We start from the raw sequence: 23913 nt of genomic DNA, 5'->3' as shown, positions 1-23913 counted from the left end.
ATGTTAACGATTCAATTTCTCTGTCCTTTGCCAAACGGTCTGCATGCTCGTCCGGCGTGGGAACTTAAAGAACAGTGCAACCAGTGGCAAAGCGAAATCACTTTTATTAACCATCGCCAGAACGCAAAGGCAGATGCCAAAAGCTCGCTGGCGCTGATTGGCACTGGCACTTTATTTAATGACAGTTGCAGCCTGAACATTAGCGGCAGCGATGAAGAGCAGGCGCGGCGCGTGCTGGAAGAGTACATCCAGGTGCGCTTTATCGACAGCGACAGCATCCAGCCAACACAGGCAGAACTGACGGCGCATCCGCTGCCGCGTTCATTAAGCCGTCTGAATCCTGATTTACTGTACGGCAATGTGCTGGCAAGCGGCGTCGGCGTGGGTACGCTGACCCTGTTACAGAGCGACAGCCTCGATAGTTATCGGGCAATCCCCGCCAGTGCGCAAGATTCCACCCTGCTGGAGCACAGCCTGGCAACGCTTGCCGAGCAACTGAACCAGCAATTGCGTGAGCGTGACGGAGAAAGCAAAACTATCCTCAGCGCCCATTTGTCGCTGATCCAGGATGATGAATTTGCGGGCAATATCCGTCGCCTGATGGCAGAACAGCATCAGGGGCTGGGGGCGGCGATCATCAGCAATATGGAGCAGGTTTGCGCCAAACTATCTGCTTCTGCCAGCGATTATCTGCGCGAGCGTGTTAGCGACATTCGCGATATCAGCGAACAGTTGCTGCATATCACCTGGCCGGAACTGAAGCCGCGCAACAATCTGGTGCTTGAAAAACCGACCATTCTGGTGGCTGAAGATTTAACCCCAAGCCAGTTTTTAAGCCTCGATTTAAAAAATCTTGCGGGCATGATTCTGGAGAAAACCGGGCGCACCTCGCATACACTGATTCTGGCCCGCGCCTCGGCGATCCCGGTTCTTAGCGGCCTGCCGCTGGATGCGATTGCCCGTTATGCCGGGCAACCGGCGGTGCTTGACGCCCAGTGCGGCGTGCTGGCGATTAATCCTGATGACGCGGTGAGCGGTTATTATCAGGTTGCGCAGACGCTGGCGGATAAACGTCAGCAACAACAGGCGCAGGCCGCCGCGCAGCTGGCCTATTCCCGTGATAACAAGCGCATTGATATTGCGGCGAATATTGGCACTGCTCTGGAAGCGCCTGGCGCGTTTGCCAACGGCGCGGAAGGTGTTGGGCTGTTCCGTACTGAAATGCTCTATATGGATCGCGACAGCGCGCCGGACGAGCAGGAGCAATTTGAAGCCTACCAGCAGGTGCTACTGGCCGCGGGCGACAAGCCGATTATCTTCCGCACAATGGACATCGGCGGCGATAAAAGCATTCCTTACCTCAACATTCCCCAGGAAGAGAACCCGTTCCTCGGCTATCGTGCGGTACGAATTTACCCGGAATTTGCTGGCCTGTTCCGCACTCAACTGCGGGCTATTTTGCGTGCCGCCAGTTTCGGCAACGCCCAGCTGATGATCCCGATGGTTCACAGCCTCGATCAGATCTTATGGGTGAAGGGTGAGATCCAAAAAGCGATCGTTGAGCTTAAACGCGATGGTCTGCGTCATGCAGAGACGATTACGCTGGGTATCATGGTGGAAGTGCCGTCGGTGTGCTACATCATCGACCACTTCTGCGATGAGGTCGATTTCTTCAGTATCGGTTCTAACGATATGACCCAGTATCTGTATGCGGTCGATCGTAATAACCCGCGCGTATCGCCGCTGTATAACCCGATTACGCCATCGTTCCTGCGCATGTTGCAGCAGATTGTTACCACTGCGCATCAGCGCGGCAAATGGGTAGGTATTTGCGGTGAACTAGGCGGTGAAAGTCGTTATCTGCCTCTACTGCTTGGGCTGGGCCTGGACGAGTTAAGCATGAGTAGCCCGCGCATTCCGGCGGTGAAAAGCCAGCTTCGTCAACTGGATAGCGAGGCGTGTCGGGAACTGGCGCGTCAGGCATGTGAATGCCGCAGTGCGCAGGAAATTGAAGCGTTACTCACCGCCTTTACGCCGGAAGAAGACGTTCGCCCACTGCTGGCGCTGGAGAATATCTTTGTTGATCAGGACTTTAGTAATAAAGAGCAGGCGATCCAGTTCCTGTGCGGCAACCTTGGTGTTAACGGGCGTACTGAACATCCGTTTGAGCTGGAAGAAGATGTCTGGCAGCGGGAAGAGATTGTTACTACTGGCGTTGGTTTTGGCGTAGCGATCCCGCATACCAAATCTCAGTGGATCCGTCATTCCAGTATCAGCATTGCCCGGCTGGTGAAACCGGTTGACTGGCAGTCAGAAATGGGCGAAGTCGAACTGGTGATCATGCTGACACTGGGCGCTAACGAAGGGATGAATCATGTGAAAGTCTTCTCGCAGCTGGCGCGTAAACTGGTGAATAAAAACTTCCGCCAGTCGCTGTTCGCCGCGCAAGATGCGCAAAGCATCCTGACGCTGCTGGAAACGGAATTAACCTTCTGACGTTAGCCCTGAAAACGGGCGCTGTACTCTCCCGGCGTCAGGCCAAACTGACGCCGGAAGACGCGACAAAAATAGTCGCTGTCCGGAAAGCCGCAACGCTGCGCCACTTCATGAATCGACAGATGATATTTCTGCAAAATCATCCTCGCCTTCGCCATTCGCACCCAACGCACATATTCGATAAAACGCATTGTTCCATGCTGCGCAAACAGTTTTGACAGATGATTGGGCGTGATATTAAAAAACTGCGCCACGCTCTCACGGGTGAGCGGCTGCGCATAATTATCCTGAACCCAGTTACAAATGCTGTGATAAAGAAAATCGCCGCGCGGCTGCGAATTGCCCGGCGGCATATTCACCACGTTGCGGCAAAGATGCAGCAAACTTAACACCAGTGGCTGAATGATATTCTGCTCCAGCGGCGAACGGCTAAGATGGGTGAGGGCAGTAAGCATTGCTTCACCTTCGCCGCGTTGCAGGCTGGGAAGTTGGATCTGGCGAGCAGGATGCAACAACGACGTGGTACGGCTATCGTAAAACGATAACCCAAGCCAGGTCGGTGCGAACACCAGGCTTAACAGCATCACCGGTTTGTTGTTGATCGGTAAATTAGCCGCGCGCGCTGGAATAAACAGCATTTCTCCTTCAACCATACGTTGCTGCTTTGCTTCCAGCAGATTGCCGTATTCGCCGCGCAGCACGATATCCAGACGGGGAAAATCAATACATAAACTGCCCACCGGTAACGAGGCAGGCTGGCTGGCAAACCAGACGCGCCCCAGTAGTTGCGGGTTAAGCACCAGGCCGCTGAACAGATCGGCGAAAAATTGTTGATCGGCGGGCAAGCCTGGTGCTTTCATGAAAGTTCCCGATTAAAGATGCATTAACTGGCGGAATTCTTTAACTTTGCTGCGGCTGACTGGCACTTCAAAATCCAGATCTTTCAGCCGCAGAATGTAGGTGTTATTAAACCACGGTTCGATCTCGCGGATTTTGTTCAGATTGACACAAAATGAGCGATGGCAGCGGAAAAAATGCGACGGCGGCAGTTTGCTGCAAAATTCGGTAATGTTCATCGGCATTACGTAGGATTCACGCCGCGTATAGACAAAGGTCATTTTCTCGTGCGCTTCGGCGTAATAGATATCGTTAATTGGCGTGACGATTATTCGCTCATCTTTCACCAGATTAATGGTGTCATTCTCACGCGTTACCGTCGCGGCAGGCGTGCTGCTGGTCTGCTGTTGTTGCCAGGCCGCTTCCAGTTTTTGCAGCATCCCGGTAATGCGTGACTCCTGATACGGTTTGAGAATGTAGTCAAACGCCTCCAGTTCAAACGCTTCTACCGCATGTTCTTTCCACGCGGTGATAAACACAATAAATGGTTTATGGGCGAACTGGCTGATGTTTTGCGCCAGCAACACACCATCCAGCGACGGAATATTGATATCCAGAAAAATGGCGTCGACGCGGTTATGCTGCAAAAACTTCAACACGTCCAGACCGTCGTCAAAGGTGCCGACAATCTCCATCTGGCTGTGCTCTTTAATTAGCCAGCTCAGTTCCTGTTGTGCCAGGAATTCGTCTTCAACAATGATGACTTTCACAATATCACTCCGGCTCAAAGCAATAACGTAGTCTGTGAGGCGACTGGGGTGCGTTGGTTAGGAATGTAAAACGCAATTTCCGTTCCTGGTTCCAGGCGGCGGATATGCAGCCCCTCGCCATACAATAACTTCACGCGATGATGGACATTCAGCAGACCAATTTTATTGCCCGGCATTTCATTCGCTTCGACCCGCTCAATCACCTTTGGATCGATGCCGTGCCCGGTATCTCGCACCGCAATGCGTACCCGATTGCCGCACTCTGCAACGCTGATGGTGACAACGCCTTTACCTTTGCAAGGCTGGATACCGTGGACAATGGCATTCTCCACCAACGGCTGGATCAGCAGGCTGGGAATGCAGCAATTCACCTCTTCATCAATATCATAGATAACCGTCAGCTTGTCGCCAAAGCGGGCCTGCTCAATGGCAATATAGTCTTTAATTTGATACAGCTCTTTTTTGATATCGATTTGCTCATCGTCTTTTAATTCAATGTTATAGCGCAGATAACGCGACAGATTAAAGATCAGCTGGCGAGCGGTATCTGGATTCAGACGGATTGACGATGAAATAGCGTTCAGAGCGTTAAACAGAAAATGGGGATTAATTTTGCTTTGCAGAGCGCGAAGCTCTGCCTTATTTGCCATTTCACGTAACTGCTCGGCACGCGAAACCTCCAGTTGCGTGGAGATGATTTGCGACAGACCGACCGCCATTTCCTGTAATGAGGAAGTGATCTGATGCGCGTGGCAGTAGTAAATTTTCAGTGTTCCGGTCACAACGCCTTTCTCCCACAATGGGATCACCAGCATGGAATGAATCTCTGGTGTGCGGTGGGCTTCATCGTTGTTTTTAATGATGATTTTTCCGTAATTCATCGCCTGTCGGGTAGTCGGGCTAATGAAGTCATCGCCATTCTGATAGTTGTGTTCGCCCACGCCGACATAGGCCAGCACATGATCGGTATTAGTAATCGCCACCGCATCGGCGTGAATATCATCGCGGATAATTTCGCAGACCTTGCGTAATGACTCGCTATTGACATGGCGAAACAGCGGCAGCGTTTTGTTGGCGATATCCAGCGCCAGCTTGGCCTGCCGCGCGGCGCTGGCCTCTTTTTCGCCCTCAACGCTTTGCACCAGCAGCACAATAAAGCCGATACAGATGCTGCCGAGGATCATCGGAATGCCGATTTTAGAGACGATATCGATCCCCAACGCGGTAGTTGGTGCCCAGACAATCACCAGAATCATGGTCAACGTTTCACACAACATGCCGCCGAGAATACCGACGCGCCAGCGCTGTGCTTTGGGGATTTTCAGGTTGATCCAGCCCGATATACAACCCGCCAGAATGCTGGTGATAAAGCAGGGGATCGCCGTCACGCCGCCGATATCAATTAAATACCGGTGAATACCCGCAATCACGCCGGTAATGATGCCTACCCACGGGCCAAACAGAATCCCGCCTGACATTACCGCGATAATACGAACGTTCACCAGCGAGCCTTCTACGGGAACGCCGGACCAGGTGCTGAACAGGGCAAACAACGAGAAAATGGCGGTAACGGCGAGCAGCTCTTTCGGTGAGTGTGCCGACTTGTGCAACAGTTCGCGAAACAGGCGGATACGGATGAGAAAGAACAGGCAGATAAGCATTAACGCTGCCCGATCGAAGACCGCCAGCAGCATGTTGAATATTTCGTGCACGGGTGACTCTGAATAAGGATTAAACCTCTATGATAGGTAACCTGAAGGCTGATGACCAGCAGGCCGTTTTTGAGGAAAAACCACAATTTTAAAAGGGGATTGAAAGATAAATGGTGTATTAGCAATGCATCTCTTGATAATGCACATCTGCTTGGTAAATTTATTGAAATTATAATGTTAATAAAATGAGTGGTAATTTTCTTGTTAGCGCAGATAAATTTCCTGTTTTTGAAGTGGCGTTCCTCATTTAAAGCCATTGATAAAAATGTTCTAAAACGCTGGACAGACAGAAATTAATCAGGCTATTTTCAAAACAGCCACCATCGTGGCAGCGTCGCTCGGACGGTCCGGGCGCTAACGTTAATCTGAGGAAATTATGGCTGACACTCGCCCTGAACGTCGCTTTACGCGCATTGATCGTCTCCCGCCCTACGTTTTTAATATTACCGCTGAACTGAAAATGGCTGCGCGTCGGCGCGGCGAAGATATTATCGATTTCAGTATGGGTAACCCGGACGGTGCGACTCCGCCGCACATCGTCGAAAAATTATGTACGGTGGCCCAGCGCCCGGACACGCATGGTTACTCCACTTCACGCGGCATTCCGCGGCTACGTCGCGCCATTTCACACTGGTATCAGGATCGCTACGACGTTGAAATCGACCCGGAATCAGAAGCTATCGTCACCATTGGTTCGAAAGAGGGACTGGCGCATCTGATGCTGGCGACGCTGGATCATGGTGACACTGTACTGGTGCCTAATCCAAGCTACCCGATTCATATTTACGGCGCGGTGATTGCCGGGGCGCAGGTACGCTCAGTGCCGCTGGTGGAAGGTGTCGATTTCTTCAACGAACTGGAACGCGCCATTCGCGAAAGTTATCCGAAACCGAAGATGATGATCCTCGGCTTCCCGTCGAATCCAACCGCGCAATGCGTGGAGCTGGAGTTCTTCGAAAAGGTTGTGGCGCTGGCGAAACGCTACGATGTGCTGGTGGTCCATGACCTGGCCTATGCCGATATCGTCTACGATGGCTGGAAAGCGCCGTCAATCATGCAGGTGCCGGGTGCACGCGATGTGGCGGTCGAGTTCTTTACGCTGTCGAAAAGCTACAACATGGCGGGCTGGCGTATCGGCTTTATGGTTGGCAACAAAACGCTGGTCAGCGCGCTGGCACGTATTAAAAGCTATCACGATTACGGCACCTTTACGCCGTTGCAGGTGGCAGCGATTGCGGCGCTGGAGGGCGATCAACAGTGCGTGCGCGACATTGCTGAACAGTACAAACGCCGCCGTGATGTACTGGTAAAAGGGCTGCATGAAGCGGGCTGGATGGTCGAAATGCCGAAGGCTTCGATGTATGTCTGGGCGAAAATCCCGGAACCGTATGCTGCCATGGGCTCGCTGGAATTTGCCAAGAAGCTGCTGAACGAAGCGAAGGTCTGTGTCTCTCCGGGGATTGGCTTTGGCGACTACGGCGACACGCATGTTCGCTTTGCACTGATTGAAAACCGCGACCGTATTCGTCAGGCGATTCGTGGGATTAAAGCGATGTTCCGTGCCGATGGTTTACTACCCGCCAGCAGCAAACATATTCACGAAAACGCGGAATAAACACCGACCTCAAAAATGCAAACAGGAGCCTGATGGCTCCTGTTTTTCATTGCACAGTTTGCTTTTAGATCATCAGGGCAAAAGTACCGGCCCAAACGATGACCATAAAAGAAATGCCCATAAAGAAATATTTCACTTTACATCTCTCCGCGTAATTACTGTTACGCCTGAATGACTTCATTACACCTGATACAGTGAGTTGACACCGGGCAAAACGACCTTAAAAGTCCTGTATTTTACCGTGGGCATCACCCCAGAATTCTGAGCTAAACTGCTCCAGACGGCGCTAATGTACGCCTAAAACTGAAACGAGACAAGAGGCATTTTCTTATTTACTTTTAGTAACTTACAGGTGTCTCATATCGGCGACAGTTTAATTTCTGACGGTAATAATTAGAGATTCAGCGAAGGAAAAAACCTTAAGAAAAAAGCCATAAAAACCATGAGGTTATTATGGCTGATTTGAGGAGGGAAAGAGTAAGAGCAGTTTGTTAAATGTATAGCGACGATTCACCCACCGGGCGCGTTTTAAAGCGACGGTGGATCCAGAGGTACTGCTCCGGTGCGCGCATGATCTCTTTTTCGATAATCTTGTTCATATAGGCAGCGGCTTGATTTTCATCTGCCGGGTAGCCTTCCATCTCTGGGGTGATGTACAAACGATATCCGCTGTAATCCGCTTTTCTTACCATCGTTACGGTTAACATGGCTGCGCCAGAGAGACGTGAAAGGACATACGTACCATTGGTTGTGGCGACATTTTCCACCGCAAAGAACGGCGCGAAGGAGCTGCCTTTACGACCATAATCCTGATCGGGAGCAAACCATACCGCTTCACCTTTCTTCAGTGCACCAACAATGCCGCGCAGATTATTTCTGCCGATCATCGCTTTGTTAGAGCGCATGCGCCCACGGGTCTGCACCCATTCCATCAGCTGATTATTATGTGGACGATAGGTAGCCATCATTGGTTGACACAGTCCCATCACGCGGCCGCCCAGCTCCAGCGACATAAAATGGACGCCGACAACCATTACGCCGCGATTTTGCATTTGTGCGCGTTTAAGGTTATCCAACCCTTCAACATCAAACCATTTACGTACGCGACTGTCGGGCCAGAACCACGCCATGCCGGTTTCTACCAGCGCCATGCCGAGTGAACGAAAGTTTTCGGCAATCATCTTCTCGCGTTCTTCCGCAGAATGCTGTGGGAAACAAAGTTCCAGGTTTTTACGGGCGATAGATTCACGCCGTTTCAGGAATGGTCGCGCCATTGCGCCAATACGCGTGCCGAGAAAGCAGAGAACAGGATAAGGAAGCTGTACCCAAAGCCAGAGTACACCAAGCCCAAACCATGTGAGCCAGTAGCGAGGATGTAGAAACTCGCGGGAAAATTTGCATTGTGGAAACATAGTTACCTTCTGTAGATACGAATTGTTGTATCGCAGAAGATTCCATGTCGACAGCGGTACACTCAATTGGTTGGGCCATCATGTACGACAATGGTTCCTGTAAAGAGTGTAAAGACTAGTCAGGACATAACCACGAGGAGCATGAATGCGGTGGCTCTACTTTATCACTGGCTGACTGCTTTCAGCTACTGATTATTAATCGTGCAAAGTAAAAAGTTTTCCCCACGCAATAGTGTTGCATTTAAGGTGCTGTTTTCATTGATGCTTAGCAAAAATTGCCAGAGGTTAAGGATTGTCTTACTATTAAAGTGACTGAAGTTACAGGTTTTTTAGCGCGGCAGGAGGTTGAGCTATGATTTATTTATGGATGTTTCTCGCCCTGTGTATTGTCTGCGTAAGCGGCTACATTGGTCAGGTCCTGAACGTGGTATCGGCGGTCTCTTCTTTCTTCGGCATGGTGATCCTCGCTGCACTCATTTATTACTTCACCATGTGGTTAACTAGCGGTAATGAACTGGTGACGGGGATATTTATGTTTCTTGCCCCGGCTTGTGGCTTGATGATTCGCTTTATGGTGGGGTATGGCAGGCGGTAGTGGGTCAGGATGGTTCATTTGGGCAGGTGCTCACATCATCAACAGACATGATTGTTCACCTGCCATGTGACAGACGCTATCGCACAGGATGAATAAGATAATTCGCCTTTGTCGAAAAAGGGGGCGTAATGTCTTCTGTGAGATTTAATGGTGGCGCATCTTCTCTCAACTTAAACAAAATCGCCTGTGATGGCTGAAGTTTTGTAGAATGAGTTGTCGTCATCACTGACGTTTTCTCTGTCTCTTTATAGCTCGTCTCACTTCCACCACCGGAAATGGAAAATGCAAAAACATTGCATGCCATAATAGAGACCAATAAAAATAAGCTAAAAAGCATTAAGTTTACTTTCATAGAAAGTTATCCTGAATATGGTTCACTGAGAACTTACGATGTTATGGCTGTATTTACATTTAATTAATCAGTATTTACATCGATATAATAAATGACATCTCTTTGTGGTATATAAGAATAGTTCTCTGCGACAGGAAGCATATTCCTACAATTGTAAGACTAAAATACTTCTTGCGATAATAACTACAGCTGTAAGATAACCCTTTCAAAATGACCGTTGCTCTCTGATTTCTCATTTCATGCTCACCCAATATGATGGCGGCGTTTTCTAAAACTGTTAAAGAATGAGGTAAGTATGAAACGTTTAATTATGGCTACGATGGTCACAGCAATTCTGGCATCTTCAACTGTATGGGCGGCTGATAATGCACCGGTAGCGGCACAACAGCAAACTCAGCAAGTTCAGCAAACCCAGAAAACGGCAGCAGCAGAGCGTATCTCTGAACAAGGTTTATATGCGATGCGTGACGTGCAGGTAGCGCGCCTGGCTCTGTTTCATGGCGATCCGGAAAAGGCAAAAGAACTGACCAATGAAGCTTCAGCTTTGTTGTCAGATGACAGTACCGAATGGGCAAAGTTCGCTAAGCCAGGTAAAAAGACCAATGTCAATGATGACCAATATATTGTCATTAATGCATCTGTCGGAATTTCTGAGAGTTATGTAGCTACACCCGAAAAAGAAGCCGCGATAAAAATTGCCAACGAAAAAATGGCGAAAGGGGATAAAAAGGGCGCAATGGAAGAGCTGCGCCTGGCCGGTGTTGGCGTAATGGAAAACCAATATCTGATGCCGCTCAAACAGACTCGTAATGCACTTGCTGATGCGCAGAAACTGCTTGATAAAAAGCAATACTACGAGGCAAACCTGGCGCTTAAAGGTGCGGAAGATGGAATCATCGTCGATAGCGAAGCACTGTTTGTGAACTAACGCTGACAGGCAGTATATTGAGGTAAAGGATTTAACTCCCTCCAGCCGACAATTTTTTATGACCACAATACGACAGGTTGTGGTCATAAAATTATTTGGCGCTCGCGGTTCTATAAACTCGCATTTTATCTTCCTCAAAGTAAACCGCAATAATCCCGTGTCATCACAAATCATTTATTATGTTATGTTTTATGGTACGCTTTAAAAAGCGTAATCATACCCTTACTTGTAAATCACCGGCGCTTCTTACAGTTGTAAGAATAACATCACAAATGTCGCGGCTCTCTCTGATTACCGCGAACCAATATTTATCATATTCTTCTTTTCGTCCTCACTACTTACCATGCAGAAAGGAATTGGAAGTAGCGATGAAATGATTTTCAGTACTTGATACAGGAATTTAAAAATATCGAGTGCAGCTACGACGATATTTTGCGGATTATTTATAGAGGCGTTATGTCTTAAATAAACGCTAAATTAACACATATTTAATTAACTAATAGGTATTGCTATGTCAACTCCACTTCAAGGAATTAAAGTTCTCGATTTCACCGGTGTGCAATCTGGCCCATCTTGTACTCAAATGCTGGCCTGGTTTGGCGCTGACGTCATTAAAATTGAACGTCCCGGCGTTGGTGACGTAACGCGTCACCAGCTGCGAGATATTCCTGATATCGATGCGCTTTACTTCACCATGCTTAACAGTAACAAACGTTCTATTGAATTAAATACCAAAACAGCGGAAGGCAAAGAGGTAATGGAAAAGCTGATCCGCGAAGCTGATATCTTAGTCGAGAACTTTCATCCAGGGGCCATTGATCACATGGGCTTCACCTGGGAGCATATTCAAGAAATCAATCCACGTCTGATTTTTGGTTCGATCAAAGGGTTTGATGAGTGTTCGCCTTATGTGAATGTAAAAGCCTATGAAAACGTTGCTCAGGCAGCGGGTGGCGCGGCATCCACTACGGGTTTTTGGGACGGTCCGCCGCTGGTAAGCGCTGCAGCGTTGGGTGACAGCAACACCGGAATGCATTTACTGATCGGTTTACTTGCTGCTTTGCTGCATCGCGAAAAAACGGGGCGTGGGCAACGAGTCACCATGTCAATGCAGGATGCCGTATTGAACCTTTGCCGCGTGAAATTACGCGACCAGCAGCGTCTCGATAAATTGGGTTATCTGGAAGAATACCCGCAGTATCCGAATGGCACATTTGGTGATGCAGTTCCCCGCGGAGGTAATGCGGGTGGTGGCGGTCAGCCTGGCTGGATCCTGAAATGTAAAGGCTGGGAAACCGATCCTAACGCCTATATTTATTTCACTATTCAGGAGCAAAACTGGGAAAACACCTGTAAAGCCATCGGCAAACCAGATTGGATTACCGATCCGGCATACAGTACAGCCCATGCCCGACAGCCACATATTTTCGATATTTTTGCTGAAATCGAAAAATACACTGTCACTATTGATAAACATGAAGCGGTGGCCTATTTGACTCAGTTTGATATTCCTTGTGCACCGGTTTTAAGTATGAAAGAAATTTCACTTGATCCCTCTTTGCGCCAAAGTGGCAGTGTTGTTGAAGTGGAACAACCGTTGCGTGGAAAATATCTGACAGTTGGTTGTCCAATGAAATTCTCTGCCTTTACGCCGGATATTAAAGCTGCGCCGCTATTAGGTGAACATACCGCTGCTGTATTGCAGGAGCTGGGTTATAGCGACGATGAAATTGCTGCAATGAAGCAAAACCACGCCATCTGATATTAACGGGGGCTTCTGGCTCCCAATTTATAAAAATTTCGAGGTTATTAATCATGTCAGATCAACTTCAAATGACAGATGGTATGCATATCATCGTTGAAGCATTAAAACAGAATAATATTGACACTATTTATGGTGTTGTAGGTATTCCTGTGACGGATATGGCACGCCATGCCCAGGCGGAAGGCATTCGTTATATTGGTTTTCGTCATGAGCAGTCGGCAGGCTATGCCGCTGCGGCAAGCGGTTTTCTTACCCAAAAACCAGGGATCTGCCTGACAGTGTCTGCGCCAGGATTCCTCAATGGTTTGACCGCATTGGCCAACGCAACGGTAAATGGTTTTCCGATGATCATGATTAGCGGCTCCAGCGACCGCGCGATCGTCGACCTACAGCAAGGTGATTATGAAGAGCTGGACCAAATGAATGCGGCAAAACCGTATGCCAAAGCAGCATTTCGCGTTAATCAGCCGCAGGATCTTGGCATTGCATTGGCACGCGCTATCCGGGTCTCAGTATCGGGTCGCCCTGGCGGAGTTTATCTTGATTTGCCTGCAAATGTCCTGGCCGCGACGATGGAAAAAGACGAAGCGTTAACCACGATTGTAAAAGTTGAAAATCCGTCGCCAGCATTATTGCCATGCCCGAAGTCAGTCGCTAGCGCAATTTCGCTTTTAGCAAAAGCTGAACGACCATTAGTTATCCTTGGCAAAGGCGCGGCGTATTCACAAGCGGATGAACAGCTTCGTGAATTTATTGAAAGTGCCCAGATTCCATTCCTGCCAATGTCTATGGCGAAAGGGATCCTCGAAGATACACATCCACTTTCTGCGGCAACTGCGCGTTCGTTTGCCCTGGCAAATGCTGACGTTGTCATGCTTGTTGGTGCACGACTGAATTGGTTACTGGCACACGGTAAAAAAGGATGGGCGGCAGATACACAGTTTATTCAACTGGATATTGAACCGCAGGAAATTGACAGCAACCGCCCCATTGCTGTGCCAGTCGTTGGCGATATTGCATCCAGTATGCAAGGTATGCTGGCAGAACTGAAACAAAACACATTTACGACTCCACTGGTATGGCGCGATATTTTAAATATCCACAAGCAGCAAAATGCACAAAAAATGCATGAAAAATTAAGTACAGATACTCAACCATTAAATTACTTTAATGCATTAAGTGCTGTGCGCGATGTATTGCGCGAGAACCAGGATATTTATTTAGTTAATGAAGGTGCAAATACCCTGGATAATGCACGAAATATTATTGATATGTATAAACCACGTCGCCGTCTGGATTGTGGTACCTGGGGTGTCATGGGCATCGGTATGGGCTATGCCATCGGTGCTAGCGTGACCTCTGGTTCTCCGGTTGTCGCCATTGAAGGTGATAGTGCTTTTGGTTTCAGTGGGATGGAGATTGAAACGATTTGTCGATATAACCTGCCGGTGACGATCGTTATTTTTAATAATGGCGGCATCTACAGAGGAGACGGTGTTGATCTCAGTGGCGCTGGTGCACCATCACCAACAGATCTATTGCACCATGCAAGGTATGACAAATTAATGGATGCGTTTCGTGGCGTTGGCTATAACGTCACTACGACAGATGAACTTCGTCATGCTTTAACCACCGGTATTCAGTCGCGCAAACCGACCATTATTAATGTGGTCATCGACCCTGCAGCAGGAACTGAAAGTGGCCATATTACCAAACTTAACCCAAAACAAGTCGCTGGTAATTAAATACTGACATCGTCTCCTCTTGCCAACTCATTATGCGATGGTGAGGGGACCCTTATCGGAAATACTATTATGCTAACATTTTTTATTGGCGATTTATTGCCTATTATCGTAATCATGCTGTTGGGTTATTTTAGCGGCAGACGAGAAACTTTTTCAGAAGATCAAGCCCGGGCATTTAATAAACTGGTATTAAACTACGCTCTTCCTGCGGCTCTATTTGTATCTATTACCCGGGCAAACAGGGAAATGATTTTTGCGGACACTCGTCTGACCCTTGTATCACTTGTGGTTATTGTCGGATGTTTCTTTTTCTCCTGGTTCGGTTGCTACAAATTTTTTAAACGTACTCATGCAGAAGCAGCAGTATGTGCATTAATTGCAGGTTCACCTACCATTGGATTCCTGGGATTTGCAGTTCTCGATCCTATTTATGGTGATTCCGTATCAACAGGTTTAGTGGTAGCAATTATTTCAATTATCGTTAACGCAATTACTATTCCTATTGGTCTGTATTTGCTGAATCCCTCCTCAGGAGCGGATGGTAAGAAGAATAGTAATCTGAGCGCATTAATTTCTGCGGCAAAGGAGCCAGTAGTATGGGCACCTGTTCTGGCAACGATCCTGGTGTTGGTTGGGGTAAAAATTCCGGCAGCATGGGACCCAACCTTTAATCTGATTGCGAAGGCTAACTCAGGGGTAGCGGTATTCGCTGCGGGGTTGACTCTGGCTGCACATAAATTCGAGTTCAGTGCCGAAATTGCTTATAACACCTTCCTGAAGCTAATTCTGATGCCACTGGCGCTGCTTCTCGTTGGTATGGCATGTCATTTGAACAGCGAACATTTGCAGATGATGGTACTGGCAGGCGCCTTACCGCCGGCATTCTCCGGAATCATTATTGCCAGCCGGTTTAATGTCTACACCCGCACTGGTACAGCGTCACTGGCTGTGAGCGTACTGGGCTTTGTCGTCACGGCTCCTTTGTGGATTTATGTCAGTCGACTGGTTTCATAATTAATCATGTTATTGATTTTACATAAATGCCGAAGTGTCTTTTCACCTTCGGCTTTTTTCAAGGCATAAGCAAATGACAAATAATGAATGCAAAGGGCCGTTTGAAGGCTTATTAGTTATCGATATGACACATGTCCTTAATGGACCTTTCGGAACTCAACTTCTTTGTAATATGGGCGCAAGGGTAATTAAAGTTGAGCCGCCGGGTCATGGTGATGATACCCGCACATTTGGTCCCTATGTGGATGGACAGTCACTCTATTACAGTTTTATTAATCATGGCAAAGAGAGTGTGGTTCTTGATTTAAAGAATGATCACGATAAAAGTATATTTATAAATATGCTTAAACAAGCTGATGTATTAGCTGAGAATTTTCGCCCAGGTACAATGGAAAAACTGGGGTTTTCATGGGAAACGCTACAAGAAATCAACCCGCGTCTCATCTATGCTTCATCGTCAGGTTTTGGGCATACCGGCCCGCTAAAAGATGCTCCAGCCTACGATACCATCATTCAGGCAATGAGCGGGATAATGATGGAAACAGGGTACCCTGATGCTCCGCCAGTGCGCGTGGGTACCTCTCTTGCGGATTTATGTGGCGGTGTCTATTTATTCAGTGGAATAGTGAGTGCACTTTATGGCCGCGAAAAGAGCCAGAGAGGGGCGCATGTCGATATAGCGATGTTTGATGCCACGCTGAGTTTTCTGGAGCATGGTCTGATGGCATATATTGCGACAGGGAAGTCACCACAACGTCTGGGAAATCGCCATCCCTACATGGCACCTTTTGATGTTTTTGATACTCAGGATAAGCCGATTACTATTTGTTGTGGTAATGACAAGCTTTTTTCTGCGTTATGCCAGGCACTGGATCTGACGGAGCTGGTTGATGATCCCCGATTTATCAGCAATATTTTACGCGTACAAAACCAGGCTATTCTTAAACAATATATTGAGCGAACGTTAAAAACGCAGGCAGCTGAAGTTTGGTTAGCCAAAATACATGAAGTTGGTGTGCCCGTCGCGCCGTTATTAAGTGTGGCTGAGGCCATTAATTTGCCACAAACTCAGGCGAGAAATATGTTGATTGAAGCCGGAGGAATAATGATGCCAGGTAATCCGATAAAAATCAGCGGCTGCGCGGACCCGCATGTTATGCCGGGAGCGGCAACGCTCGACCAGCATGGGGAACAAATTCGCCAGGAGTTCTCATCATAAATGTAAGATGTGCTGGTAAATAGCTCCCACATTTGAATATTGTGGGAGCCGCTATTTAGTCATTTCGTTGACAGAAAACAGCTATCTCCTGGTCCAGCTCTGCAATGTGTTCTTTAACAGAGTTCAGCAGCTGAAGAATTTCAGGCTTACTGTCATCTGAAACAGGTGTTATTTCTAACTGATGGCTAATATTAATCAACTTTTGCAAATTCAGGATGTTAGCCGCACCGTGGATGCGATGAATACACTGATGGAAAGTTCTGTTGTCGCCAGCTTCTAGTGCATGAAACGCAGCGGGTAGATCTTTATGCGTTTCATGCTGGAAAGTCATGAGAATCTCCTGCATCAGTTGTAGATCGTTCGCCGTATTATTTTTCAGGGCCTCGATATCAAGGTGGCGATACTGAGGTGCAATAGGCGCAACCTGGTGTAACTGACTTAAATGTGTTTTCAGTACATCCAGGGTCAACGGTTTGAACAAACATAAGTTCATGCCGCAATTTAACCCTTTTTCACGTTCGTTAGCCTGTGCGTTGGCTGTAAGCCCCCAGATGGGTAAGGAAGAATTTTGCTCACGGAGTTTGCGAGTCAACTCAAAACCATCCATATTCGGCATATTAACGTCAGTAATAAGCAGGTCATAATGTTGCATACTGACTTTGTGTAGCGCTTGCACACCATCAGTTGCTTCATCAACATCATATCCTAATAGGTTTAGCTGGCGTTTGAGTAATAGCCTGTTGGTCGGATGATCATCCGCGATTAATATGCTCAACTTTTCAGGGAGTGTCATGGGTTGTTCTGCTTTTGCCTCGACAGTCGCCACTTGTTGGGTAATTTCTACCGGGATTGTGATCGTAAATGTCGTTCCTATGCCTGGATGACTTTCTAATGACAAATCGCCCTGCATGTTTTTAATTAATTCTTTGCAGATCATTAAGCCTAAACCAGAACCTGTTTGCTGACGACCTGCACTTGTTTGGCTATAGCGTTTAAACAGTTGTTGTTGTTCTTCCTGTGATAATCCACTTCCAGAATCCATAATCGTCATTTTGATTACAGCGTGGTTGTCATCAATGTTAACCAGGGAGGTCGTAATTTTTACTGCCCCCTCGGTGGTAAATTTGAGAGCATTGCTCAGTAAATTAGATAAGACCTGCTTAAACGCCTGAGGGTCGATCTTAACCAGGTAATGTTCAGGAAACGTACTGCTGCAACTTAATGCGATCGATTTGCTTGCAGCAATCGCACCGAAAGAGTGACAAGTGTTCTGGACTAAAGTAGGGATATCGACCCATTGTGGTTGAAGTTGATAGTTACCCGACTCAATTTTGTCGACATCAAGGATTTCACCAATTAAGCCGAGGAGTGATTGTCCGGTGGCGTAGGCAAGTGAAATCGCCTCCACCCGTTGTTCCTTGCTAAGACCAGAACCCGACAGAAGTTCCAGGAAGCCCATAATGGAGCTTATTGGTGTTCTTATTTCGTGACTCATTGTTGCCAGAAACTGACTTTTTGCGACAGTTGCATTGATCGCTTTATTTCTCTCTACTTCGAGAGCGTGAATTAAATCACGCGTCTCGGTAATATCTTGCCAACCACAAATATAAACAGCATGATCGCTGGCTGGCAGATTGCATAATGTATGCCAGTGATTAATGCATCTTTTCTCGATGCCATTATCAATTTCAAATACCTGTGTGTATATTGTTCGATTTTCTTTCGTTTCTGCTGTGACTTCATGCGCATTAGAAAAAACATCTTTAAAGGGTGAGTCACTGTTTTCTAATGGTAACATTGCATTTTTGTAGTAATCCGCAGTGAAATAATGTTCAAAAGCACTATTATGACTAATGACATTACCTTGCCAGTTTACAACATAAGTTGGATTCGGTAAGGAATCCGAGAGTGCTTTTCGGAATGATATTTGGTTTTCTAAATCACCCTGAATGACTTTACGACGACGAACTGAGCGTAACAGGTAGAATCCCCATAAAAGGCTACTGCCAACTAATAAAACGGATAATGTCGTGACAATATAAAATTGCTCGCTATAGAGGTCCCATGTGTCAATGGTCACATTGGGCATTTTAATCCATTTTTCCGTCAGGCGCAGAACTTCGCTTGGGGGAATTGCATTCAGTGCTTTATTAATAATATCCTTAAGTTCCGGTTCTCCGCGAGGAAAAGCGAACGAAAGCGATGCATTCGGAACGCCGGGAATAAGAAAATGATAAAGTTCATTAGGATAGTAATGGTCGATCATGTAACGTGAATTTAACTGTGTCGCGACCAGAGCATCAAGTTCGCCTTCCTTGACCTTGTGAAATGCAGCGCTGGCGTTATCGACTTTTATCCACTCTACCTCCGGATACATCTCTTTTAATTGCGAATGAAGCTCATAATAATAGGGAATGGCAACTTTCATTCCTTTTTTTAATGTTTGTTCACTGTCAGGCGCTTTTTGCATGACAAAAACGTAAGGCGTTGTTATGAAGGCTTCAGCAAATAAAACATTATTTTCTCTATCTTCACTATAAATAGCGGCGGGCAATATATCCCATCCACCGGGGTTAAGCTGTGTCCCCGCATGAATATTGTGTGAAACGGTGATCGGAGAAAAATTTAAACCTGTTTGCAAGGTAATAATATTAAGAATATCACCCATCACGCCCCGAACTGAGCCAGTTTCATCTGTCATAGAATAGGGTGGCGAGTAAGGATTTTCCAGCACCTTTAAATCGGGATGCTGCTTAATCCACTGTTTTTCATGTTCAGTGAGTTCTAATGGTTTGTTCAGAAAGGCCAGGTTTCCTGTATCAAGCCAATTTTGTGATACTTCATAGCGAACTTCATTTGTTAAAGCATCAACAAATCGATTGAGTACTTCATTAAGAACGACTGAATCTTTTCTGGTTAAGAAAAAGTTATATTGACGCGGCGAGTTATAATATTTCACTACATTTAAGGAGTGAGTGAAATAGCGGGAAATCATACTGCTGGTAATAATGTTACTACCAATAAAGTAATCATTCTGTCCGGCTGAGACGGATGCTAATGCCTGATATAAATTTGTAAAAGAGATAATTGTTGCTTTTGGAAATGATTGATGAATTACCTCATCTGGAGGGTAATTTGCTACCCGAGCAATATTTACTGGTTTTGATGAGGTAAGCGGTCTCATTGAATCGTGAAGGGTGGTGACCAGCGCCGGAAAGGTAATTATCAGCGGTTTGGTTGCAGCAATGTCATCATTAAGAGGCGGCGAAGCAACTAAATGTGATAACACTATATCGACTTCCCCTTCTGTAAGCGCGTCCATTGCTTTTTGATGATCTGCGTATTCCCGGAGTGTTAATTTGATATTTAACGCTCTTTTTAAAAGATTTAAATAATCAGCATTAATACCACGAACCCGTTGCTGCGAATCGGTATGCAACAAAGTAGCCGTTTGGGACTTGTGTACTGCAATCACAAGATTTTTTTTGCTCGCTAACCAACGTAATTCCTTGTTGCTCAGACGTAGTGGATCAAGCGTGACACGGTTGTTACTACTGATGCCACGATATTCGATGTAATCTTCGTCTGCGAAACTTATGGTCGACCAAAGACCACAACAGAGAAGAATAATATAGGGTAAAAACTTCATGTGGTTAGCCGATTTTGTTACGTTGTGCGAATGTGTAAAGATCCATCAGTGATTTACATTCTAATTTTTCCATCAGGCGACTTTTATAAGTGCTGACAGTTTTGTTGCTGATGAACATTTTTTCCGCAATGTCATTATTATCCTTGCCATCAAGAATATATCGCATGACACTAATTTCTTGTTTCGATAAGGAGTCGAGTTTTTGCTGGTCGGACGTTAAACTTCCAACAAACCGGTTGAGAGAGAAGGGGAAATAGCAGTAGCCATTTTTTGCAGCTTCAATAGCCGCAATGATATTGTTCATGCCTTCTTTTTTACTCACGAAACCATTAGCGCCAGCATCAGCACAATGTTTCCCGTAAAAATGGTCATTTTTAGCGGAGACGATAATAATAATTCCGCTATATTGGCGCTTCCTCAGCGTTTCTAACACCTGGATACCGTTAACTCCGGGGATATCGACATCAATGATGACGATATCAGGTTTAAGTGTTTCCACCCGCTGAACGGCACTTCCCCCTTCAGTCAACTCCGCTAAGATTTCAATATCGTTTTTGATCAATAAATTACGAATTGCTGCGATAGCAAGAGGATGGTCATCAATAATTATTGCGTTCATAGATTATTCCCTTTGCAATGAAGCATCTCCCTTCTCCCTGTAGTAATACAGACATAAGGCATCATCTCATTTTCTCAATAAAAATAAGAAAATTTGAGCTTCCTTTAAGATAATTCGACAAGTATACCATATAAATAGTCGGCATAAATGAAATGTCAACAATAAAATCAGGGATTGTACCGATGATTTATAGTTTCACATTAGCACTATAAGTCTTCTCACTAATCCTACAGGCGTAAGAATTGTATTGCAAAAGCCACGGTTTAGTCCTCTGTTGTTTTTTTTGCACCTCATTTAAATTAGGCCTCCAACGTTCCTGGGACAATGTGCAACACATGCACTGTGTTTGATATGAAGAATGAATACTCTTTTCATTCAATTCATAAATTTCATCTATGCGAAATGAGAGATAATAGTGGAACAGATTAATTCAAATAAAAAACATTCTAACAGAAGAAAATACTTTTCTTTATTGACGGTAGTTTTATTTATTGCGTTTTCAGGTGCCTATGCCTATTGGTCAATGGAATTAGAAGACATGATTAGTACAGATGACGCCTATGTCACGGGGAATGCAGATCCAATTTCTGCACAAGTTTCAGGCAGCGTCACTGTCGTTAATCATAAAGATACGAACTACGTTCGACAGGGTGACATTTTAGTCTCACTGGATAAGACTGATGCCACTATCGCACTCAATAAAGCTAAAAATAATCTGGCCAATATTGTTCGGCAAACGAATAAACTGTACTTACAGGATAAACAATACAGTGCCGAAGTCGCTTCAGCACGTATTCAGTATCAACAATCTTTAGAAGATTATAACCGTCGTGTACCTTTAGCGAAGCAGGGGGTTATTTCAAAAGAAACGCTGGAGCATACCAAAGATACGTTAATAAGTAGCAAAGCGGCATTGAATGCTGCTATTCAGGCTTATAAAGCGAATAAAGCTTTAGTAATGAACACACCATTAAACCGTCAGCCACAAGTCGTTGAAGCGGCGGATGCAACCAAAGAAGCCTGGTTGGCGCTTAAACGTACGGATATTAAGAGTCCGGTTACCGGCTATATTGCCCAGCGAAGTGTTCAGGTCGGCGAAACAGTGAGTCCCGGACAATCGTTAATGGCTGTCGTACCGGCACGTCAAATGTGGGTTAATGCTAACTTTAAAGAAACACAACTCACGGATGTACGGATTGGTCAATCGGTCAATATTATCAGCGATCTTTATGGTGAAAATGTTGTGTTTCATGGTCGGGTGACAGGGATCAATATGGGAACCGGCAATGCGTTCTCCTTATTACCTGCACAAAATGCGACAGGGAATTGGATCAAAATCGTTCAGCGTGTACCGGTTGAGGTTTCTCTTGATCCAAAAGAACTCATGGAACATCCCTTGCGTATTGGTTTATCGATGACTGCAACTATTGATACCAGGAACGAAGACATTGCCGATATGCCCGATCTGGCTTCAACCGTGACGTCCATGCCTGCTTATACCAGTAAGGCTTTAGTTATCGATACCAGTCCGATAGAAAAAGAAATTAGCAACATTATTTCGCATAATGGACAACTTTAATGGCAATCACTAAATCAACTCCGGCACCATTAACCGGTGGGACGTTATGGTGCGTCACTATTGCATTGTCATTAGCGACGTTTATGCAAATGTTGGATTCCACTATTTCTAACGTCGCAATACCGACAATATCTGGCTTTCTGGGAGCATCAACAGACGAAGGCACCTGGGTTATCACTTCGTTTGGTGTAGCAAATGCCATTGCGATCCCTGTTACCGGCAGGTTGGCACAAAGAATAGGCGAATTAAGATTATTTTTACTTTCAGTAACCTTTTTTTCGCTATCTTCATTAATGTGTAGCCTATCGACCAATCTTGATGTGCTGATATTTTTTAGAGTCGTTCAGGGGTTAATGGCGGGGCCGTTAATTCCACTGTCACAGAGTTTATTATTAAGGAATTATCCGCCAGAAAAAAGAACATTTGCTCTGGCATTATGGTCTATGACCGTGATTATCGCTCCGATATGTGGGCCGATATTGGGCGGTTATATTTGTGATAACTTTAGCTGGGGTTGGATATTTTTAATCAATGTCCCTATGGGGATTATCGTCCTGACATTATGCTTAACCTTACTTAAAGGAAGAGAAACTGAGACTTCACCGGTCAAAATGAATCTGCCAGGACTGACCCTGTTAGTGCTCGGTGTTGGTGGCTTGCAAATTATGCTTGATAAAGGGCGCGATCTGGATTGGTTCAACTCGAGTACAATAATAATACTAACAGTAGTGTCAGTTATTTCTCTGATTTCTTTAGTCATTTGGGAGTCGACCTCAGAGAATCCGATTCTTGATCTCAGTTTGTTTAAGTCCCGTAATTTCACCATTGGTATTGTGAGTATCACATGCGCATATTTATTTTACTCTGGGGCGATAGTCCTTATGCCGCAGTTACTCCAGGAAACGATGGGGTATAATGCGATATGGGCCGGACTTGCCTATGCGCCCATCGGCATCATGCCGCTATTAATATCACCTTTGATAGGACGTTATGGCAACAAAATTGATATGCGGTTGTTGGTGACATTTAGTTTTTTAATGTATGCGGTTTGCTATTACTGGCGTTCTGTGACATTTATGCCAACGATTGATTTTACAGGCATCATTTTGCCACAGTTTTTTCAGGGATTCGCCGTCGCCTGTTTCTTTTTACCCTTAACAACGATTTCGTTTTCAGGCTTGCCAGATAATAAATTTGCCAATGCCTCGAGTATGAGTAATTTTTTTCGTACCTTGTCAGGATCAGTTGGTACGTCGTTGACAATGACGCTGTGGGGACGACGAGAATCATTACACCATAGTCAGTTGACAGCAACCATCGATCAATTTAACCCCGTGTTTAATTCATCGTCACAAATTATGGATAAATATTATGGTTCGCTTTCAGGGGTTCTTAATGAAATTAATAATGAAATAACTCAGCAGTCACTTTCAATTTCTGCAAATGAGATTTTCCGTATGGCGGCTATTGCTTTTATCTTACTTACAGTTTTGGTTTGGTTTGCGAAACCGCCGTTTACAGCGAAAGGTGTTGGGTGATGGTAAAAAGAGAGAGCTATAGCAGGTAAGACGGTAGAATCTTAAGCCTGCGCCATCGGCAGCATCGC

Annotated in this window: 18 protein-coding genes; 10 read left to right on the top strand and 8 right to left on the bottom strand. The window is 46.0% G+C overall.

Annotated elements, in window-relative coordinates:
* Positions 1 to 2496, top strand: coding sequence for a phosphoenolpyruvate--protein phosphotransferase (ptsP, locus tag ACJHYR_RS07500; protein WP_000955830.1), 2496 nt, complete (start codon positions 1 to 3; stop codon positions 2494 to 2496).
* A 2-nt stretch (positions 2497 to 2498) separates the two neighbouring features.
* On the opposite strand, the gene ACJHYR_RS07495 is transcribed toward ptsP, so the two are convergent.
* The 3 genes from ACJHYR_RS07495 to ypdA are packed head-to-tail and all read right to left on the bottom strand — an operon-like array spanning position 2499 to position 5815.
* Entirely contained in the window at positions 2499 to 3356 is an 858-nt protein-coding gene (locus tag ACJHYR_RS07495) for an AraC family transcriptional regulator (protein WP_000646844.1), read from the bottom strand.
* A 12-nt stretch (positions 3357 to 3368) separates the two neighbouring features.
* Positions 3369 to 4103 carry a two-component system response regulator YpdB gene (gene ypdB, locus ACJHYR_RS07490; RefSeq protein WP_001295458.1) on the bottom strand — a complete coding sequence of 245 codons (735 nt, stop codon included), beginning with the start codon at positions 4101 to 4103 and terminating at the stop codon, positions 3369 to 3371.
* Between the two features lie 14 nt (positions 4104 to 4117).
* The gene (gene ypdA / locus ACJHYR_RS07485; protein ID WP_059327765.1) at positions 4118 to 5815 is read right to left on the bottom strand and encodes a two-component system sensor histidine kinase YpdA; all 1698 of its coding nucleotides are present in this window, start codon (positions 5813 to 5815) and stop codon (positions 4118 to 4120) included.
* 376 nt (positions 5816 to 6191) lie between these two features.
* Between ypdA and alaC the strand changes: the two genes are divergently transcribed.
* Positions 6192 to 7430: an alanine transaminase gene (gene alaC, locus ACJHYR_RS07480; RefSeq protein ID WP_000785909.1), complete on the top strand. Its 1239-nt coding sequence runs from the start codon at positions 6192 to 6194 to the stop codon at positions 7428 to 7430.
* Positions 7431 to 7494: 64 nt separating this feature from the next.
* Here the strand turns inward: alaC and ypdK are convergent, their stop codons facing one another.
* Together ypdK and lpxP are read right to left on the bottom strand one after the other, a co-directional pair.
* Positions 7495 to 7566 (bottom strand): membrane protein YpdK, encoded by a 72-nt coding sequence (ypdK, locus tag ACJHYR_RS07475; protein ID WP_010723117.1) that lies wholly within the window; start codon positions 7564 to 7566, stop codon positions 7495 to 7497.
* A gap of 355 nt (positions 7567 to 7921) precedes the next feature.
* Positions 7922 to 8842: a kdo(2)-lipid IV(A) palmitoleoyltransferase gene (lpxP, locus tag ACJHYR_RS07470; RefSeq protein ID WP_000484405.1), complete on the bottom strand. Its 921-nt coding sequence runs from the start codon at positions 8840 to 8842 to the stop codon at positions 7922 to 7924.
* Positions 8843 to 9194: 352 nt separating this feature from the next.
* Here lpxP and ACJHYR_RS07465 point away from each other — a divergent pair, with 352 nt between their 5' ends.
* A complete protein-coding gene (locus tag ACJHYR_RS07465; protein ID WP_000639884.1) occupies positions 9195 to 9437 on the top strand; it encodes a YfdY family protein in 243 nt (80 codons plus the stop codon).
* Between the two features lie 76 nt (positions 9438 to 9513).
* Here ACJHYR_RS07465 and ypdI read toward each other — a convergent pair whose 3' ends face one another.
* The gene (ypdI, locus tag ACJHYR_RS07460) at positions 9514 to 9789 is read right to left on the bottom strand and encodes a colanic acid biosynthesis lipoprotein YpdI (protein ID WP_000867669.1); all 276 of its coding nucleotides are present in this window, start codon (positions 9787 to 9789) and stop codon (positions 9514 to 9516) included.
* A gap of 295 nt (positions 9790 to 10084) precedes the next feature.
* On the opposite strand from ypdI, the gene ACJHYR_RS07455 reads away from it, so the two are divergent.
* The 5 genes from ACJHYR_RS07455 (at position 10085) to yfdE (ending at position 16460) form a co-directional block, all read left to right on the top strand.
* On the top strand, positions 10085 to 10717 hold the full coding sequence (locus ACJHYR_RS07455) for a YfdX family protein (protein WP_000825608.1): 633 nt from the start codon (positions 10085 to 10087) through the stop codon (positions 10715 to 10717).
* Positions 10718 to 11228: 511 nt separating this feature from the next.
* A complete protein-coding gene (frc, locus tag ACJHYR_RS07450; protein ID WP_000106757.1) occupies positions 11229 to 12479 on the top strand; it encodes a formyl-CoA transferase in 1251 nt (416 codons plus the stop codon).
* A 53-nt stretch (positions 12480 to 12532) separates the two neighbouring features.
* Positions 12533 to 14227 carry an oxalyl-CoA decarboxylase gene (oxc, locus tag ACJHYR_RS07445; protein WP_001283480.1) on the top strand — a complete coding sequence of 565 codons (1695 nt, stop codon included), beginning with the start codon at positions 12533 to 12535 and terminating at the stop codon, positions 14225 to 14227.
* 69 nt (positions 14228 to 14296) lie between these two features.
* The gene (gene yfdV, locus ACJHYR_RS07440) at positions 14297 to 15241 is read left to right on the top strand and encodes a transporter YfdV (protein WP_000955028.1); all 945 of its coding nucleotides are present in this window, start codon (positions 14297 to 14299) and stop codon (positions 15239 to 15241) included.
* A gap of 73 nt (positions 15242 to 15314) precedes the next feature.
* Entirely contained in the window at positions 15315 to 16460 is a 1146-nt protein-coding gene (yfdE, locus tag ACJHYR_RS07435; protein ID WP_001306244.1) for a CoA:oxalate CoA-transferase, read from the top strand.
* A 55-nt stretch (positions 16461 to 16515) separates the two neighbouring features.
* Here yfdE and evgS read toward each other — a convergent pair whose 3' ends face one another.
* The gene (gene evgS, locus ACJHYR_RS07430; RefSeq protein WP_001306243.1) at positions 16516 to 20109 is read right to left on the bottom strand and encodes an acid-sensing system histidine kinase EvgS; all 3594 of its coding nucleotides are present in this window, start codon (positions 20107 to 20109) and stop codon (positions 16516 to 16518) included.
* Between the two features lie 4 nt (positions 20110 to 20113).
* Complete coding sequence (gene evgA, locus ACJHYR_RS07425) at positions 20114 to 20728, bottom strand: acid-sensing system DNA-binding response regulator EvgA (protein ID WP_000991370.1); 615 nt, start codon at positions 20726 to 20728, stop codon at positions 20114 to 20116.
* Positions 20729 to 21143: 415 nt separating this feature from the next.
* On the opposite strand from evgA, the gene emrK reads away from it, so the two are divergent.
* Positions 21144 to 22307, top strand: coding sequence for a multidrug efflux MFS transporter periplasmic adaptor subunit EmrK (gene emrK / locus ACJHYR_RS07420; protein ID WP_059327766.1), 1164 nt, complete (start codon positions 21144 to 21146; stop codon positions 22305 to 22307).
* On the top strand, positions 22307 to 23845 hold the full coding sequence (gene emrY, locus ACJHYR_RS07415) for a multidrug efflux MFS transporter permease subunit EmrY (protein ID WP_001018714.1): 1539 nt from the start codon (positions 22307 to 22309) through the stop codon (positions 23843 to 23845). The genes emrK and emrY overlap by 1 nt, the downstream gene beginning before the upstream one ends.
* The last annotated feature ends 68 nt before the right edge of the window (positions 23846 to 23913 follow it).

The sequence above is a fragment of the Escherichia sp. WS1450 genome (assembly GCF_046487395.1).
Lineage (GTDB): Bacteria > Pseudomonadota > Gammaproteobacteria > Enterobacterales > Enterobacteriaceae > Escherichia > Escherichia coli.
Note: the sequence above shows the minus strand (reverse complement) of the source record. Positions and strands in the feature narration are given on the sequence as shown.